Source organism: Cellulophaga sp. RHA19 (genome assembly GCF_002813425.1).
GTDB lineage: Bacteria > Bacteroidota > Bacteroidia > Flavobacteriales > Flavobacteriaceae > Cellulophaga.
In genome coordinates this window covers 2,613,700-2,628,976 of record NZ_PHUL01000001.1, presented here as the reverse complement: position 1 = coordinate 2,628,976, position 15,277 = coordinate 2,613,700, and the positions used below count along the sequence as shown (strand labels likewise).

At 33.0% G+C, this 15,277-nt stretch carries 13 protein-coding genes and 1 pseudogene; 12 read left to right on the top strand and 2 right to left on the bottom strand.

The annotated features are described in order from the left end of the window. Window positions 1-121: 121 nt before the first annotated feature. The 11 genes and pseudogenes from AX016_RS11625 (at window position 122) to AX016_RS11575 (ending at window position 10,930) form a co-directional block, all read left to right on the top strand. On the top strand, window positions 122-2,353 hold the full coding sequence (locus AX016_RS11625; protein ID WP_100895769.1) for a TonB-dependent receptor: 2,232 nt from the start codon (window positions 122-124) through the stop codon (window positions 2,351-2,353). 112 nt (window positions 2,354-2,465) lie between these two features. Further along, window positions 2,466-2,891 (top strand): 3D domain-containing protein, encoded by a 426-nt coding sequence (locus AX016_RS11620; RefSeq protein WP_100895768.1) that lies wholly within the window; start codon window positions 2,466-2,468, stop codon window positions 2,889-2,891. Window positions 2,892-3,053: 162 nt separating this feature from the next. Continuing rightward, window positions 3,054-3,515 (top strand): peptide-methionine (R)-S-oxide reductase MsrB, encoded by a 462-nt coding sequence (msrB, locus tag AX016_RS11615; protein ID WP_100895767.1) that lies wholly within the window; start codon window positions 3,054-3,056, stop codon window positions 3,513-3,515. Beyond that, on the top strand, window positions 3,512-4,063 hold the full coding sequence (gene msrA / locus AX016_RS11610) for a peptide-methionine (S)-S-oxide reductase MsrA (protein ID WP_100895766.1): 552 nt from the start codon (window positions 3,512-3,514) through the stop codon (window positions 4,061-4,063). Before msrB ends, msrA begins: the two co-directional genes overlap by 4 nt. 54 nt (window positions 4,064-4,117) lie before the next feature. Further along, window positions 4,118-4,393, top strand: a complete 276-nt coding sequence (locus tag AX016_RS11605; RefSeq protein ID WP_100895765.1) for a GNAT family N-acetyltransferase — start codon at window positions 4,118-4,120, stop codon at window positions 4,391-4,393. A gap of 3 nt (window positions 4,394-4,396) precedes the next feature. Further along, the gene (locus AX016_RS11600; RefSeq protein WP_100895764.1) at window positions 4,397-5,959 is read left to right on the top strand and encodes a protein adenylyltransferase SelO; all 1,563 of its coding nucleotides are present in this window, start codon (window positions 4,397-4,399) and stop codon (window positions 5,957-5,959) included. A gap of 29 nt (window positions 5,960-5,988) precedes the next feature. Further along, window positions 5,989-6,723, top strand: a complete 735-nt coding sequence (locus tag AX016_RS11595) for a flavodoxin family protein (RefSeq protein WP_100895763.1) — start codon at window positions 5,989-5,991, stop codon at window positions 6,721-6,723. A gap of 107 nt (window positions 6,724-6,830) precedes the next feature. Continuing rightward, the gene (locus tag AX016_RS11590; RefSeq protein WP_100895762.1) at window positions 6,831-7,112 is read left to right on the top strand and encodes a DUF427 domain-containing protein; all 282 of its coding nucleotides are present in this window, start codon (window positions 6,831-6,833) and stop codon (window positions 7,110-7,112) included. Between the two features lie 515 nt (window positions 7,113-7,627). Then, window positions 7,628-8,847: pseudogene (locus AX016_RS11585) on the top strand (bifunctional alpha/beta hydrolase/OsmC family protein). Then, window positions 8,840-9,988, top strand: a complete 1,149-nt coding sequence (egtB, locus tag AX016_RS11580; RefSeq protein ID WP_100895761.1) for an ergothioneine biosynthesis protein EgtB — start codon at window positions 8,840-8,842, stop codon at window positions 9,986-9,988. Before AX016_RS11585 ends, egtB begins: the two are co-directional and overlap by 8 nt. 3 nt (window positions 9,989-9,991) lie before the next feature. Next, window positions 9,992-10,930: an L-histidine N(alpha)-methyltransferase gene (locus AX016_RS11575; RefSeq protein ID WP_100895760.1), complete on the top strand. Its 939-nt coding sequence runs from the start codon at window positions 9,992-9,994 to the stop codon at window positions 10,928-10,930. A gap of 112 nt (window positions 10,931-11,042) precedes the next feature. Here AX016_RS11575 and AX016_RS11570 read toward each other — a convergent pair whose 3' ends face one another. Beyond that, on the bottom strand, window positions 11,043-11,924 hold the full coding sequence (locus tag AX016_RS11570) for a sterol desaturase family protein (RefSeq protein WP_100895759.1): 882 nt from the start codon (window positions 11,922-11,924) through the stop codon (window positions 11,043-11,045). A gap of 150 nt (window positions 11,925-12,074) precedes the next feature. On the opposite strand from AX016_RS11570, the gene AX016_RS11565 reads away from it, so the two are divergent. Beyond that, on the top strand, window positions 12,075-13,214 hold the full coding sequence (locus AX016_RS11565) for a sodium:calcium antiporter (RefSeq protein ID WP_100895758.1): 1,140 nt from the start codon (window positions 12,075-12,077) through the stop codon (window positions 13,212-13,214). Between the two features lie 73 nt (window positions 13,215-13,287). On the opposite strand, the gene AX016_RS11560 is transcribed toward AX016_RS11565, so the two are convergent. Next, window positions 13,288-15,225 (bottom strand): CASTOR/POLLUX-related putative ion channel, encoded by a 1,938-nt coding sequence (locus AX016_RS11560; protein ID WP_100895757.1) that lies wholly within the window; start codon window positions 15,223-15,225, stop codon window positions 13,288-13,290. Between the last annotated feature and the right edge of the window lie 52 nt (window positions 15,226-15,277).

Below are 15,277 nucleotides of genomic sequence, written 5' to 3'. Positions count from 1 at the left end.
ACGCCAGCTACTATAGGTTTTAACAACCTATGGCTATACTATGCGTTTACAATTCTGGTATCTAAGTGTAAAACTGTGTTATAGTTCTATACAGGATACCGCTTACAACAAACTACAATAAATGAAATATATTATAACAATACTACTGCTTTTGGCAACCATTGGCAGTATACAAGCACACGAACTAAAAGGTACTGTAATGTCTAACAACAATACACCTATAGAGGGTGTTAGTGTGTACAACCAAACAACTGGTAATTACACCTACTCTAACACCTCTGGTTTTTTTAAGTTAAATGATGTCTCTTTAAACGATGTTGTTTTCTTTTACAACCTTGGGTATGCTACAAAACAAATTATAATTACTGAAGAGCATTTAAACACAACTATAAAAGTAAACTTAACAGAGAGCGCTGTCTCTTTAGATCAAGTGGTTTTAGTATCTAAAGTAAACTCCCTTAGTACGTTTTTAAATGTAGATGTTAAAACCACCCCAGTAAAGTCTTCACAAGAAATTTTACGTAAAGTTCCTGGGCTAATTATTGGTCAGCACGCTGGTGGCGGTAAAGCAGAACAAATATTTTTACGTGGTTTTGATATTGATCATGGTACAGATGTTGCCATAAGCGTAGATGGTTTACCTGTAAATATGGTGTCTCATGCACACGGACAAGGATATGCAGATATGCACTTTATTATACCAGAAACGGTAGATAATATAGATTTTGGCAAAGGTCCTTACTATGCCAACGTTGGTAACTTTAACACTGCTGGGTATGTAAACCTAAAAACTAAAAAGAAGTTAAACAAAAATCTACTTTCTGTAGAAGCTGGACAATTTAACAGTTTACGTGCTGTAAGTATGCTTAAGTTATTAGATGAAGAACAAAATAATATGTACTTAGCCTCTGAGCTTGTACTTACAGATGGTGTTTTTGATTCTCCTCAGAATTTTAATAGAATAAACTTAATGGGGCGCTATAACTTTAATAATTACAAAGATCAAGAGTTTACTATTACGGCTAGTCATTTTCAAAGTAAATGGGATGCTTCTGGTCAAATACCACAACGTGCAGTAGACCAAGGTTTAATTGGCAGGTTTGGTGCAATAGACGATACAGAAGGTGGTAAAACTAGTAGATCTAACCTATGGTTTAATCATACCAAACAATTTAACGAGCACGAATCTCTTACCTCTAAGGCATTTATATCTAAGTACGATTTTGAGCTGTTCTCTAATTTTACTTTCTTTTTAGATGATCCTGTTAACGGAGATCAAATAAAACAAAAAGAGTCTCGTAGTATTTTTGGAGCCGAATCTGTTTACGCTCATAATTTTCATTTTGATAAAGACAATTCGCAATTAAAATTAGAAGCTGGTGTTGGTTTTAGGTATGATGATGTAAATGACGTAGAGTTATCTCACACTGCAAACAGACAAACTACATTAGAAACGTACGCTTTAGGTGATATTGATGAAGTAAATATGTATAGTTTTTTAAACGCTACGTACAAGAAAAACAAATGGACAATTAATCCTGGTTTACGTTTAGATTATTTTAAAAACGATTATATAGACAAGCTACAAACAGCTTATACTAGTTTAAGTGAAGACAAGGTTTTTGTTAGTCCTAAGTTAAACTTTATTTATGCTGCTTCTCCTAGCGTACAATTATTTTTAAAATCGGGTATTGGTTTTCATTCTAACGACACGCGTGTGGTTACAGCTAACAATGGTAAAGAAATATTACCTGCTGCTTATGGCAATGATTTGGGTGTAATTCTTAAACCATCATCAAAACTAGTTATTAATGCTGCTTTATGGAGCTTATTTCTAGAACAAGAGTTTGTATATGTTGGTGATGCTGGTGTGGTAGAACCTAGTGGAAAAACACAACGTTATGGTGTAGACTTAGGTTTTAGATACAATATAACTCCTAATTTATATTTTTATAGTGATGCTAATTACGCTTACGCAAGAAGCACAGAAGAAGTAGATGGTGAAGATTACATACCACTAGCACCTTCTTTAACTGCTGCAGGTGGTTTAACCTTTAAAAACGTTGGTAAGTTTTCTGGTGGATTAAATTACAGATATGTAAAAGACAGACCTGCCAATGAAGACAACTCTATTGTTGCAGATGGTTACTTTTTATCAGATTTTAACCTAAGCTACAATACTAAAAACTGGACATACGGAATTATTATAGAGAACTTGTTTGACACAGAGTGGAACGAGAGTCAGTTTGCTACAGAAACAAGATTGTTTAGTGAGACTAACCCTGTAGATGAAATTCACTTTACACCTGGTACTCCTTTCTTTTTAAAAGCTAAAGTTTCCGTAACTTTTTAAAAACGGTATTTTTATTGCGCCTAGTAAACCCACAGCTTTTGTTGTGGGTTTATTTTTTATGAACCTAAAGCACCTATACTATTTTTGTGAAATTTATAGTATATTTAAATTAATGATTAAGAACCTTGTCTTTATTTTATGCTGTATAACACTCTTTTCTTGTTCTAACACAAGCTTAAAAAAGAAAGAGTATCCGTATGTTTGGAAAACCTTAAATGTTAAAGCAACAGCATACAACTCTTTAGCGTACCAAACATCTTCACAACCTACTATTGCTGCTTGGGGAGACAGTCTTTCTCCTGGCGATAAATACATAGCCGTTTCTAAAGATTTACTGCAATTGGGATTAAAAAGAGATACCAAAGTTAAATTAGAAGGTTTTAGTGGTATATTTTTAGTTAAAGATAAAATGCACTCTAAATGGCGCAACCGCATAGACATTTATATGGGCGTAGATGTAGAAAAAGCGATAGAATACGGAGTTAAAAAAATTAATATACAGTACAAAACTCTTAAAGATAGCTTAAATACGCCTTAAGTCTATTCAGTTCTTCTTATCTTTAAAACTATTGCTGTTTTACGTGTTGTAACATAATTTCTTCTTTATTTTAATTTGATAGGAATTTGCTTTTAGTACGACAAAACACACAATTAATATAACAGTATCATAACAATTGTAAAGTAGAAAGGAAATTGGTTTATGCTAACTTGGAAAAATGTAATTCATTTTGCTGTAAAAGGCAATTTAGAGCCAGATTTTAAAGTTGAAAAGTCGGAAAGTGAGTGGAAACAGTTGTTAACACCAGAACAATACAGAATTACACGTAAAAAAGGAACCGAACCAGCACACACAGGTGCTTTATGTAGTTCTTTTGTAAACGGTAACTATAATTGTGTTTGTTGCAATACGCCATTGTTTAACTCAGACATTAAGTTTAAGTCTAACTCTGGTTGGCCTAGTTTTACACAACCCATTAAAGAAAATGCTATTAAATATGTAAAAGATAGTAGTTTTGGAATGATACGGGTAGAAGTTTTATGCAATACATGCAATGCTCATTTAGGTCATATTTTTCCAGACGGACCAGAACCTAGTGGTTTACGCTATTGCATAAACTCAGAAGCTTTACAATTACAAAATAGAAAGGAAATACAAGAATGAAGAATAGAAAATTAGAAACGTTAACTGTTGGTGGAGGATGCTTTTGGTGTACAGAAGCAGTTTTTAATGAAGTTAAAGGTGTAGAAAAGGTAGTTTCTGGATATACAGGTGGTATTGCGCCTGGTAGACCAACATACAGAGAAATATGCTCTGGCTTAACTGGGCACGCAGAGGTGGTACAGGTTACCTACAATGCCGCAGAAATATCATACCAAGATTTACTGGTTATATTTATGACCACCCACAACCCTACTACATTAAACAGACAAGGTGCAGATGCTGGCACACAGTACAGATCTGTAATTTATTACCATAGCCAAATGCAAAAAGAGGTTGCTGAGGTTGTTTTAGCAGAAATGGCTCCGTATTACGCAGACCCTATTGTAACAGAACTTAGTCCCATAGGTGTTTTTTATGATGCCGAAGAAGACCACCAAAGTTTTTATAAAAACAATAAAACAATGGGCTATTGTACGGTAGTTATAGATCCTAAATTAGCTAAACTGCGACAAATGCACGCAGATAAATTAAAAAGCGTAACAGCTTAACATACAATACCTGTAATTCTTTATGACTTGCAGGTTTTTTAAATTTTAAAAAGAATGAAAGTTATACATAATAAAGAAAATCAAAAATTTACTATGGATGTAGAAGGTGCCACTGCATTTGTAGATTACAAACTTAAAGATGGCAAAATGTACTTGGTCTATTCTGAAGTACCTCCTAGTTTAAGAGGAAAAGGCGTTGGTAAAGTATTAGTAGAACAAACTTTTGAGCTACTTACTGCACAAGGGTACAAAGCTGTAGCTGTTTGTGGCTATGTAAAAGCTATTGCCAAAAGAAGTGATAAGTGGAATACTATAATTGAACAAGCTTAAGTAATGAAATTTAACTTAAAAAATAGATTCACATCACAATTACCCGCAGATCCTATTTTAGAAAATTCTAGAAGACAGGTCTCCAATGCTTGTTTTTCTTATGTTACACCTAAAAAAACAGCGAATCCAGAGTTAATACACGTGTCTGATGATATGTTGCAAACTCTTGGGCTAACTAAAAAAGATAGTGCTACTAAAGAGTTTTTAAACGTGTTTACAGGTAATAGCGTTATGGCAGACACTAAACCGTATGCTATGTGTTATGGCGGACACCAATTTGGCAATTGGGCCGGACAATTAGGAGATGGTAGAGCTATTAACCTTGCTGAGGTAGAACACAACAATAAAATATGGGCTTTACAGCTTAAAGGAGCAGGAGAAACTCCGTATTCTAGAACAGCAGATGGTCTAGCTGTATTGCGATCATCTGTAAGAGAGTATTTATGTAGCGAAGCTATGTACCATTTAGGTGTACCAACTACAAGAGCTTTATCTTTAGCACTTACAGGAGATAGTGTATTAAGAGATATGTTGTACAATGGTAATGCTGCTTATGAAAAAGGAGCTATTGTTACCAGAGTTGCGCCAAGTTTTTTACGCTTTGGAAATTTTCAATTATTGGCAGCAAGAGAAGATATTTCTACACTAACTACCTTAGTAGACTACACTATTAAAAATCATTTTTCGCATTTAGGCAACCCATCTAAAGAAACATACATTGCATTTTTTAAAGAAGTTGCAGAACGTACGTTAGATATGATTGTGCATTGGCAACGTGTAGGTTTTGTGCACGGTGTTATGAACACAGATAATATGTCTATCTTAGGTTTAACTATAGATTATGGTCCTTATGGCTGGTTAGACGATTATAATCCGGACTGGACACCAAATACTACAGACGCCGAAAATAGGCGTTACCGTTACAACAATCAACCTAATGTTGGGTTATGGAATCTTTTTCAATTGGCAAATGCTTTGTTTCCGCTGGTTAATGAGGCCGCTCCTCTAGAAGCCATTTTAGACAATTACAAACTTGGTTATGATAAAGCTTCTTTAAAAATGATGCGTTCTAAAATTGGTTTGTATTCTGAATTTGATTCCGACTTTAAACTAATTGAAGAGTTAGAAGCTAATTTGCAGCGTTTAGAGACCGATATGACCATCTTTTACAGAAACTTAACTGCATTTAACACAGAAGCTCCTAAAGACGCTCTAAAACAGCTTAAAGAAGCTTTGTATACTCCTACTGCACTTACAAATGACATCAAAGCACATTGGATTAATTGGTTTACAGCATATGCGAGCAGGTTAAAGTTAGAAAAAACTATAGATTCTGAACGTAAAGTAAAGATGAATTTAACCAACCCTAAGTACGTATTACGTAACTATATGGCTCAATTAGCAATTGACGCAGCTGATAACGGAAATTATAGTGTGTTAGATGAGTTATATCAGCTATTAAAAAATCCGTACAAAGAACAACCAGAACATCAAAAGTGGTTTGCCAAAAGACCAGATTGGGCAAAAAACAAAGTAGGTTGTTCTATGCTATCCTGTAGCTCTTAATATCTGGTCAAAACTAAAAAACAGATCCTATGCAAAAAACAGATTTTAGTAATTTAAAGGCAATGTACATTAACTGTACGCTAAAAAAATCACCATCAGAAAGTCATACTTCTAAACTTATGGAGGTTTCTAAGCAAATAATGCGCAAAGAGAATGTAACTGTAGATCAATTACGACTTGTAGATCACGATGTTGCTAGTGGTGTTTATCCAGATATGACAGAACATGGCTGGAAAAAAGATGAATGGCCAGAACTATTTAAAAAAATTATAGACGCAGATATCCTTATAATGGGGACTCCCATTTGGTTAGGAGAAAAGTCTTCTATTGCTCAAAAACTTATTGAAAGACTATACGCTATGAGTGGTATGACAAATGAAAAGGGACAGTATTTGTTCTACGGAAAAGTTGGTGGCACAATCATAACAGGCAACGAAGATGGTGTTAAGCAATGCGCAATGGGTATTTTATACTCTTTACAGCACATTGGATATTCTATACCACCACAAGCAGATGCTGGTTGGATTGGTGAGGTTGGCCCAGGACCTAGCTACGGAGACACCGAGTGGAAAGGAGAAAAACTAGACACCCCTGTTGGCTTGCAGTCTGACTTTACCAACAGAAATACCACTTTTATGACCTACAACCTTATGCATTTAGCAAAAATGTTGAAAGAACAAGGTGGTTACCCAAGTTATGGTAATTCTCGTGAAGGCTGGGATAATGGCAAAAAGTGGAGCTTTGAAAACCCCGAATACCGATAACAAAACAGCTAATTAACTGCTAAGCAACACCATAGTTGCACTGTAATTTTAAACCCTTTTTTCCGACAAAATAACCAACAATAACAAATAAATTAAAAACCACATTTATGAAAGCAATTTGGAACAACACTGTTATCGCTGAGAGTAACGATACTATAGTAATAGAAAACAATCATTATTTTCCTAAAGAGAGCATTAAGCAAGAGTTTTTTACAGCATCAACTACACATACTACATGTCCTTGGAAAGGAAAAGCCCATTACTATAGCCTTTCTGTAGATGGTAAGGAAAATAAAGATGCTGCTTGGCATTACCCAGAGGTGTCAAAAATGGCAAAACCAATAGAAGGTTATGTTGCTTTTTGGAAAGGTGTAGAAGTTGTAGAATAGTTTTTCTTTTAGTTTAGAATGATAGAAAAACAACTTTATATAATTGCATTAGATGGCAGATGCCATTTGTGCACAAAAGCTGTTTATAAATTGTTCATTGGGGTGCAGAGTGTGTAACAAATTTTTATTTCTTCAATAGGATAAAATACAAATTTACCTCAAGTATTCATTATTAAACTTTATATTCAAATTAAAACCTTTAAAGTACTGGTTAACAAATTTTTAAAAATAATATAAAACATTAAAAAATATGTGTTTTATAAAAAATACCGATCGGAATTTTATGTGTTTTCCATCACTAAATTAAAACCACTGTAAACGATTTACAACCTAAGTTTGAAAATGAAATTATCACAAAAGTTTACACATTTTTAACCTTTTAACCACCACAAAAAAAGTTTAAAAATTACTATCAAAAAAAACTAATAAACCCTTTTACAAAACACACATTACACATAAAGTACAACTGTTACTAAACAAGTTTTCTAAGCACGTTAACACATCAAAACTAACTTATGAAGAGCACTAGATTACATATAAAAAATAAAAATGGATTACAGCTACAAGGATATTTAGAGCTGCCTGCAAACCAAAAACCAAACTACTTTGCCATTTTTGCTCATTGTTTTACTTGTAGTAGCACATTAACAGCAGTAAAAAACATTAGTAGATCTTTAACTAGTCACGGTTTTGGTGTTCTTAGGTTTGATTTCACTGGGCTTGGACGTAGTGAAGGAGAATTTGCAGACAGTCATTTTTCTGCCAACGTAGAAGACCTTATTGCCGTAAATAATTACTTAGAAGAACATTATGACGCTCCCTCCCTACTGGTTGGACACTCACTTGGTGGGGCAGCCGTTATTGTAGCAGCATCAAAATTAGATAATATTAAGGCAGTTGCTACCATTGGCGCACCTTCTACAGCTAATCACGTTACACATTTATTTACTCACGATGTTGGTAGTATACCAGAAAAAGGTGCTGTTGAAGTTAATATTGGGGCAGGCCATTTAAAATAAATAAAGAATTTGCTGAAGATTTTAGTAAAACCGATTTACCTAAAATCACGAAAGAGCTGCGTAAACCTATTTTAATACTGCACTCACCTATAGACACCATAGTTGGTGTAGACAACGCTCAGGAGCTTTATTTAACCGCACACCACCCTAAAAGCTTTGTAAGTTTAGACCAAGCAGACCACCTACTTACCAACCCAAAAGATAGTGTTTATGCTGGTAATGTAATTGGTACTTGGGTACAGCGTTATTTTGAGCCTAAAGAGAATAAGATGCTCTCTACAGATGGCGAACAATTGGTTGGACACCTTAACTTACTAGAAGACAATTTTACCACAACAATACAAACCAAAAAACATACTTTAATTGCAGATGAACCAGAAGATATAGGTGATGACTTTGGTCCGTCTCCTTACGATTTTCTGAGTGCAGGTTTAGCTGCTTGCACCGTAATGACTTTAAAAATGTATGCGCAGCGCAAAAAATGGGATTTACAAGAAGTTTTTGTTTATATTACGTATGCAAAAAAACACAGTGCAGATTTAATGCTAGATGTTGATAAACCAACTAAATATGACCATCTTTCTAAAAAATTAAAGTTTATAGGCAACCTAGATGAAATACAAAAACAAAGACTTAAAGAGATAGCCTCTAAATGCCCTGTTCACAGAACATTACAAAGTGATATTATTATAGACACAACCATAGTAAATGACTAATATAAAAGACGCATACCTAAATACTCGTAACAAATTTACAGACATATGTAAAGGCCTAAAAACTGAAGATTACTCTGTTCAACCAACAGAATTTGTGTCGCCACCTAAATGGCATTTAGCACATACCACTTGGTTTTTTGAGCAGTTTGTTTTAAAAGAATTTAGCCCAGAATATACCGTTTATAATGACGATTTTGCATATCTTTTTAATAGCTACTATAACAATGCTGGCGAACGTGTTTTGCGTCCTAATAGAGGATTAATGACTAGGCCAACTGTAGACGAAGTTTATACCTATAGAAACTATGTAGATAACAAAATGATTGCCTTTTTGGATAATAACCTACCTAAAGAAGCCTTAGAAATTATAGAGCTAGGTATAAACCACGAGCAACAACACCAAGAGTTATTTTATTATGATATTAAATACATTTTTGGAAATCAGCCTACATTCCCTACTCTAGAGAATAATATAGCCTTAAAAAATATTACGCAAAAACAAGAGTTTATATGCATAAAAGAAGGCGTGTACCAAATAGGCTACAACTCTTCAGGTTTTAGTTTTGATAATGAATTAGGTGTACACAAAACTTATATTCATAATTTTAAAATTAGCAACAACCTAACCACCAATGCAGAGTATATTGCATTTATAGAGGCTGGCGGCTACACCAACTTTAACCTTTGGCACGCAGAAGGCTGGGATTATATTACTAAAAATGAAATTGCAGCACCGCTATACTGGCACAAAGTCAAAGACGTTTGGCATTACTATACGCTAGATGGTTTTAAGCCTGTAGAACCCAATAAACCGGTTACACACATTAGCATGTACGAAGCTTATGCCTACGCGGAATGGAAACAAATGCGTTTACCTACAGAATTTGAATGGGAAGTTGCCGCAGAATACCTAAATTACGGTCAGCTTTGGGAATGGACCAATAGTGCCTATTTACCTTACCCTAACTTTTCTAAAGCTCCAGGTGCTTTAGGTGAGTATAATGGTAAGTTTATGATTAACCAACACGTGCTTAGAGGAGCCTCTATAGCAACACAAGAGAACCACAGTAGAAAAACATACAGAAACTTTTTTCAGCCAGATATGCGTTGGTTATTTTCTGGAATAAGACTTGCACAATAAATTATGGATTATACTTTTGATAAAGATATATTAGACGGCCTAAGTACGCCAAAAAAACACCTTTCTTCTAAATACTTTTACGATGATGCAGGTAGCAGAATTTTTCAGGAAATTATGCACATGCAATCATACTATTTAACAGATAGTGAATTTGAGATTTTATCGCTTCAAGCAAAACAAATTGTTGATGCGCTAGAGTTTAAAGTACCGTTTAACATTATAGAGTTTGGTGCTGGCGACGGGTTTAAAACTTTTAAACTATTAGAATATTTAGAGAAAAACAACATTGCTTTTCACTACATACCAATAGATATCAGCAAAGAAGCAATAGATATGCTTACCAAAAAACTAAAAGAACGCTTACCAAATGTATCTATTAAACCTAAAATTGGCGACTATTTTAAAATGCTTAAAGAGCTTAAACAAGACACTACACCAAGTTTACTGCTGTTTTTAGGAAGTAATATTGGCAATTATGCTTATGATGAAGCCACAGAGCTACTACAGCTTTTTAATAAGAATATGAAGCCTAAGGATAAGTTACTAATTGGCATAGATCTAAAAAAGAACCCTATTACCATACACAATGCGTATTTTGACAAAGACGGAATTACAAAACGTTTTAACCTTAACCTATTACTACGTATTAACAGAGAGTTAGAAGCCGATTTTAAAATTGATGATTTTGATTTTTATTGCCATTACAACCCAACTAACGGAGAAGTAAAAAGTTACATTGTAAGCCTTAAAAAGCAACAGGTTTATCTTAAAAAATTAGATAAAGTGATTAATTTTAATCAGAACGAGCTTATTTGGACAGAGTTATCTAAAAAATACGACCTTAATGAGATTGAAGATTTAGCCACAAAAACAGGTTACACTCTTGCTACAAACTTTTTAGATTGTAAACATTATTTTACAGACAGCCTTTGGGTTAAGTAATTTAAAGAGTAACTAAGACAAACACAAAACCTTTTTTACATACCACAGTTTATGTAAAAAAGGTTTTTTATAGATAATTACAATTTAATTAAACCATAAAAATCAATAAACACTACTCTACATTTTTATCTTTTGTAAAACCGTATAAATTCTGCTTTACAAATCCTTTAGGAAAATGATCATCACCCTTAAAACCTAAACGTATTGTACCACTATCTTCTGGTATGTAGTTTGTTTTAAAAATATAATCCCAAAGACTTAAACTAATTCCAAAATTAACACCATAAGAACCTTCTGGTATTGTGTATGCATGATGATATAAGTGCATTACCGGATTATTAAATATATATTTTAATGGTCCCCACGTAATTTTTATGTTAGAATGATTAAAATGCCCTATAGTAATTGCAAAAAAGTGAACTATATATGCTTGTTCTGGCTCAAAACCACCTAAAACTAAAACACCAAAGGTTTTTAATGGCTTATACAATACGTTTTCCATCCAATGGTAACGTAAATGAGCAGCAAAACCCATTTCTTTAACACTATGGTGCACTTTATGAAAGTTCCACAATACAGGAAATTTATGCAACAATACATGTGTAAACCACTGCACAAAGTCTAGAACTATAAAGAAAATTAATAATTGCCAAGCCATATGCAACTTAGACAAATCTACAATAGCTAAGCTTTTAATTGTAATACCACTAGAGTTAAACAATAACTCTAGCACTTTGTAAAAACCACTAATAACTATAGAAAAAACAAAGAAATTAAAAAACATATAGAAAAAATCTAACCAAAAATCTTTTCTAAATATAGACTGATTTTTACGCCAAGGAAATACAATTTCTAAACTCCAAACAAGTAACGAAATTAATAATAACCCCCAAAAATAGTTGGTGTACCAAGGCACATCAAAAATTATAGACTTCCAGGTCCAACTTAAAGAACCTGAAAAAGCACTAATAAAAGCATCTAAATATTTTGTCATACTACAATTAAGAGTCGTAAATATCTATATTTTCTAACAAATAGAACGTAACAAATGTTACATATTAATTGCATTTGATGCCACCCAATAATATTTTTAAACATTTTCTATTTTATTTATTTAAATTTACCCAAAACCAACAAACTATTTATGGCAATTTTAACTTCACTAGGACTAATATTAATAACCTGTATTATAATTTGGAGAGCCTGTGATGGCTTTGAAATGGCATCTAATTACCTAGGCAGAAACATGAAAGAAGGTATAAAAGGCGCCACTATAAACGCCATAGGTAGCAGCTTACCAGAATTATTTACTACACTGTTTTTTTTGTTTGTATTAAAAGATAAAGACGGGTTTTCTGGTGGTATTGGCACAACAGCTGGTAGCGCTGTTTTTAATGCAATGATTATACCTGCGGTTGTAATTTTAGTTGTAATAGGAAAAAAGATAACTTCTAAAATAGAAGTTTCTAAAAAAGTAATATACAGAGATGGTATAGCATTAATTTTAGCAGAGTTAGCTTTAATATTTGTAATTAGCGGTACATCTTTAAATTGGATCCACGGTTTAATTTTAATGGCACTTTACTTTGTTTACGTTGGCTATATGCTACTTAGTCAAGGACCAGGTGAAGTAGAAAACGACTACGAAGAAGAGGCTGATGGCGGCAACAGAGCTGTTGCCTTATTTAAAGGTGATTTAGCTACTGTTGTTCTTGGAGATTCTAAAATAAACCAAGTAAAAGCTATTGGATTACTAATTGTTTCCGTTTTATTTATAGGATTAGCTTGTTTTTGGCTGGTAGAAGCTTGCCAGGAATTTGGTGCTGCAACTGGTATGCCTATTTACTTTGTTTCTGTTGTTTTAGCATCTGCTGCTACAAGTGTACCAGACACTATTATATCTTACAAAGATGCAATGAAAGGTAATTATGATGACGCTGTTGCTAATGCTTTAGGTAGTAACATATTTGATGTTTGCTTTGCTTTGGGTTTTCCTTTATTCTTGTTTACATTAATATACGGACCTATAGAAATGAGTGCAGATACTATTGAAAACATAGGGCAATTGCGAGTGCTACTTTTAATACTAACCGTAATTGTATTTTTTATATTTATACTTTCTAAAAAAGGCATAAAAGGAATACACGCAAAGTTACTATTACTACTTTATGTGTTATTTGTAATATATTCTGTTGGCAAAGGTTTAAGCTATGACATTCCTTTAATTAATGAAGTTTCTAATGGTCTATCTCATATATCACACTGGTTTACGAGTATTATTTAAGATAATGTATCATATAAAAAAAGGAGTTTATTTTGTAAAACAAACTCCTTTTTAATGTTTTAAAGTTACTATTTTACAGTTCGTCTTCTGATAATACAATTAAGAAATCATCTTCTAATAATTCTATTTCTGTGTCTTTAGATAAGTTTAAAGTAATACCAAAATTATTTTCTAAGCTTTTGCTTAAATTACCTTTTCTAATTCCTAAACAAATTTCATCTCTCTGTTGTGCACAAAAAATAGCATCTGCAAAAGTTATTTTCTGCGGAAAAGTATCAAAATAAAGTGTTGCTGGTTTTACATAAATTTCACTTCCATCTTCAGAGAAAATATCATCGTAAAAAGTCTTCATTAAAGCCTCTTCACTTAATTGCGCCAATATCATTGTAATTAGCTTATTACTAATTATAAAATCATCTACATTTGTTTGTGTAATTATTTCTTGATTTTCAGAATTTAAAACCTGAGTAATTATATGTAGTCCGTCTGCGCTTTGTACTAGTTTACGTAGTAACAGTAAAATAATTAGGGTATCAGAATCTATTTTATCTGCAGATTGCTCTTCCATACTCTGAGACAATATTACAACAGTATCATAACCCTCTGGATTAATTTCTTCAAGCTTGTGTAGATCTAAAGGATTAGAATTATGCAAATTGATATTAAAATCTGGATATAAACCTTTAATATCTGTAACTATCTGCGTTAATTCATCCGTAGGTTCATCAAACAAAATATCAAAATCTGAACCTTCCAATAAGTAATCCGTAGCCTCCTCTATAAAAACTTCAGCCACTTTATGCCAACCTAAGATTAAAATTCGTTTTTTCTTCTGCTCTAAACGAACATCAATAATTTTTTTATCTCTATTAGGAAAAAAGTATTGCTTCCCCTCAAAAGATATTGTAGAATCATCTTCTGCTAAAATTACAACAGAATCTCCATTGTTTAGTACTTTATCTACTGGAGGCCTAAGCACCAAACCTTCTTCCTCTGAGTAAATACCCAACGGAATACCGTCTTTTAAATAATAACTTAATTCTCCAAAAGGCACCTTATTCCAATCATCTTCATAAAAGTATATTTCACAGCCATCAAAAGATAAAATCTCTTTATAAACAGAATCCAAACCACTTGTTAACGATGTCTGTATTAAAAGTTTACCCATAATATTCCAGCTATCAATAGCAATAATATTATCATCTTCAAAAAAGCTTATAATATCTCTTTTTTCTTTGGTAAAAATCTCTGCAATAATTGGCAACTCGTTTTTACCATTTTGACAGGCTGTAATTGCCAAGATAGATTTAACAGATTGTACATCACTAGCTTTCTTTTTACTTAAAGTTGCACTTTCAGAACAACCAGCAAGTATTATAATAGACCTAGCCGAGTGTAAATTAATACGTTTTAGCTCGTTAATATTGGCATAATCTCCTTGAGTTGTAATTACCTCTGTCGTCATCATATCTGGCAAACGCTTAGTAATTAAGTTATCCATTTCTTCTTTATCTGTGTTAGATAAAATAACAACAGACGCTTTAGACTCGCTCTCATTAGCTAAAATCAATTCTCTTATAACATCTACTACACGCTCATTCCATCCTAAAATAATAGTGTGGTTACTTTCTATAACCTTACCCCTACCTTTTCTAAAATCATACAACATTGTATCTAAGGCAGTTGTAATAAAACCTATAAGCATAGACAGCAAAATAACACCGGTTAAGCCAGATAAAACCGTTAAAACCTTTAAAAAAGTTGGTGCATCATTATCCTGATTCATATTACCAGGATCTGTCATTTCTAAAAAAGTAACCCAAATATCTCTAAAAATGTTTCCTGTATAATCTAGACTAGGAAAAAGATTTATAAGTAATAATCGCAATCCTACCAGAAATACAAATACAACGATAAATATAATTAAAAGACTCTTAAAGATTGATGAGCCTCCTTTGCTTAAAAAGCGTTCTGCCTTGTAGTTTAAGCGTTCAGAAAAAGAATTCTTCATAAAGAAAGGTTGGTTAGAGGTTTTGTTATGGGTTGTTTTTATTTTTTATTCT

Bases quoted from the DNA above. Each gene is read 5' to 3' on its own strand.
- msrB (WP_100895767.1), top strand. From the start codon at position 3,054: ATGCTAACTTGGAAAAATGTAATTCATTTTGCTGTAAAAGGCAATTTA.
- AX016_RS11590 (WP_100895762.1), top strand. From the start codon at position 6,831: ATGAAAGCAATTTGGAACAACACTGTTATCGCTGAGAGTAACGATACT.
- AX016_RS11575 (WP_100895760.1), top strand. From the start codon at position 9,992: ATGGATTATACTTTTGATAAAGATATATTAGACGGCCTAAGTACGCCA.
- AX016_RS11605 (WP_100895765.1), top strand. From the start codon at position 4,118: ATGAAAGTTATACATAATAAAGAAAATCAAAAATTTACTATGGATGTA.
- AX016_RS11560 (WP_100895757.1), bottom strand. From the start codon at position 15,225: ATGAAGAATTCTTTTTCTGAACGCTTAAACTACAAGGCAGAACGCTTT.
- AX016_RS11600 (WP_100895764.1), top strand. From the start codon at position 4,397: ATGAAATTTAACTTAAAAAATAGATTCACATCACAATTACCCGCAGAT.
- egtB (WP_100895761.1), top strand. From the start codon at position 8,840: ATGACTAATATAAAAGACGCATACCTAAATACTCGTAACAAATTTACA.
- AX016_RS11625 (WP_100895769.1), top strand. From the start codon at position 122: ATGAAATATATTATAACAATACTACTGCTTTTGGCAACCATTGGCAGT.
- AX016_RS11565 (WP_100895758.1), top strand. From the start codon at position 12,075: ATGGCAATTTTAACTTCACTAGGACTAATATTAATAACCTGTATTATA.
- AX016_RS11620 (WP_100895768.1), top strand. From the start codon at position 2,466: ATGATTAAGAACCTTGTCTTTATTTTATGCTGTATAACACTCTTTTCT.
- AX016_RS11595 (WP_100895763.1), top strand. From the start codon at position 5,989: ATGCAAAAAACAGATTTTAGTAATTTAAAGGCAATGTACATTAACTGT.
- AX016_RS11570 (WP_100895759.1), bottom strand. From the start codon at position 11,924: ATGACAAAATATTTAGATGCTTTTATTAGTGCTTTTTCAGGTTCTTTA.
- msrA (WP_100895766.1), top strand. From the start codon at position 3,512: ATGAAGAATAGAAAATTAGAAACGTTAACTGTTGGTGGAGGATGCTTT.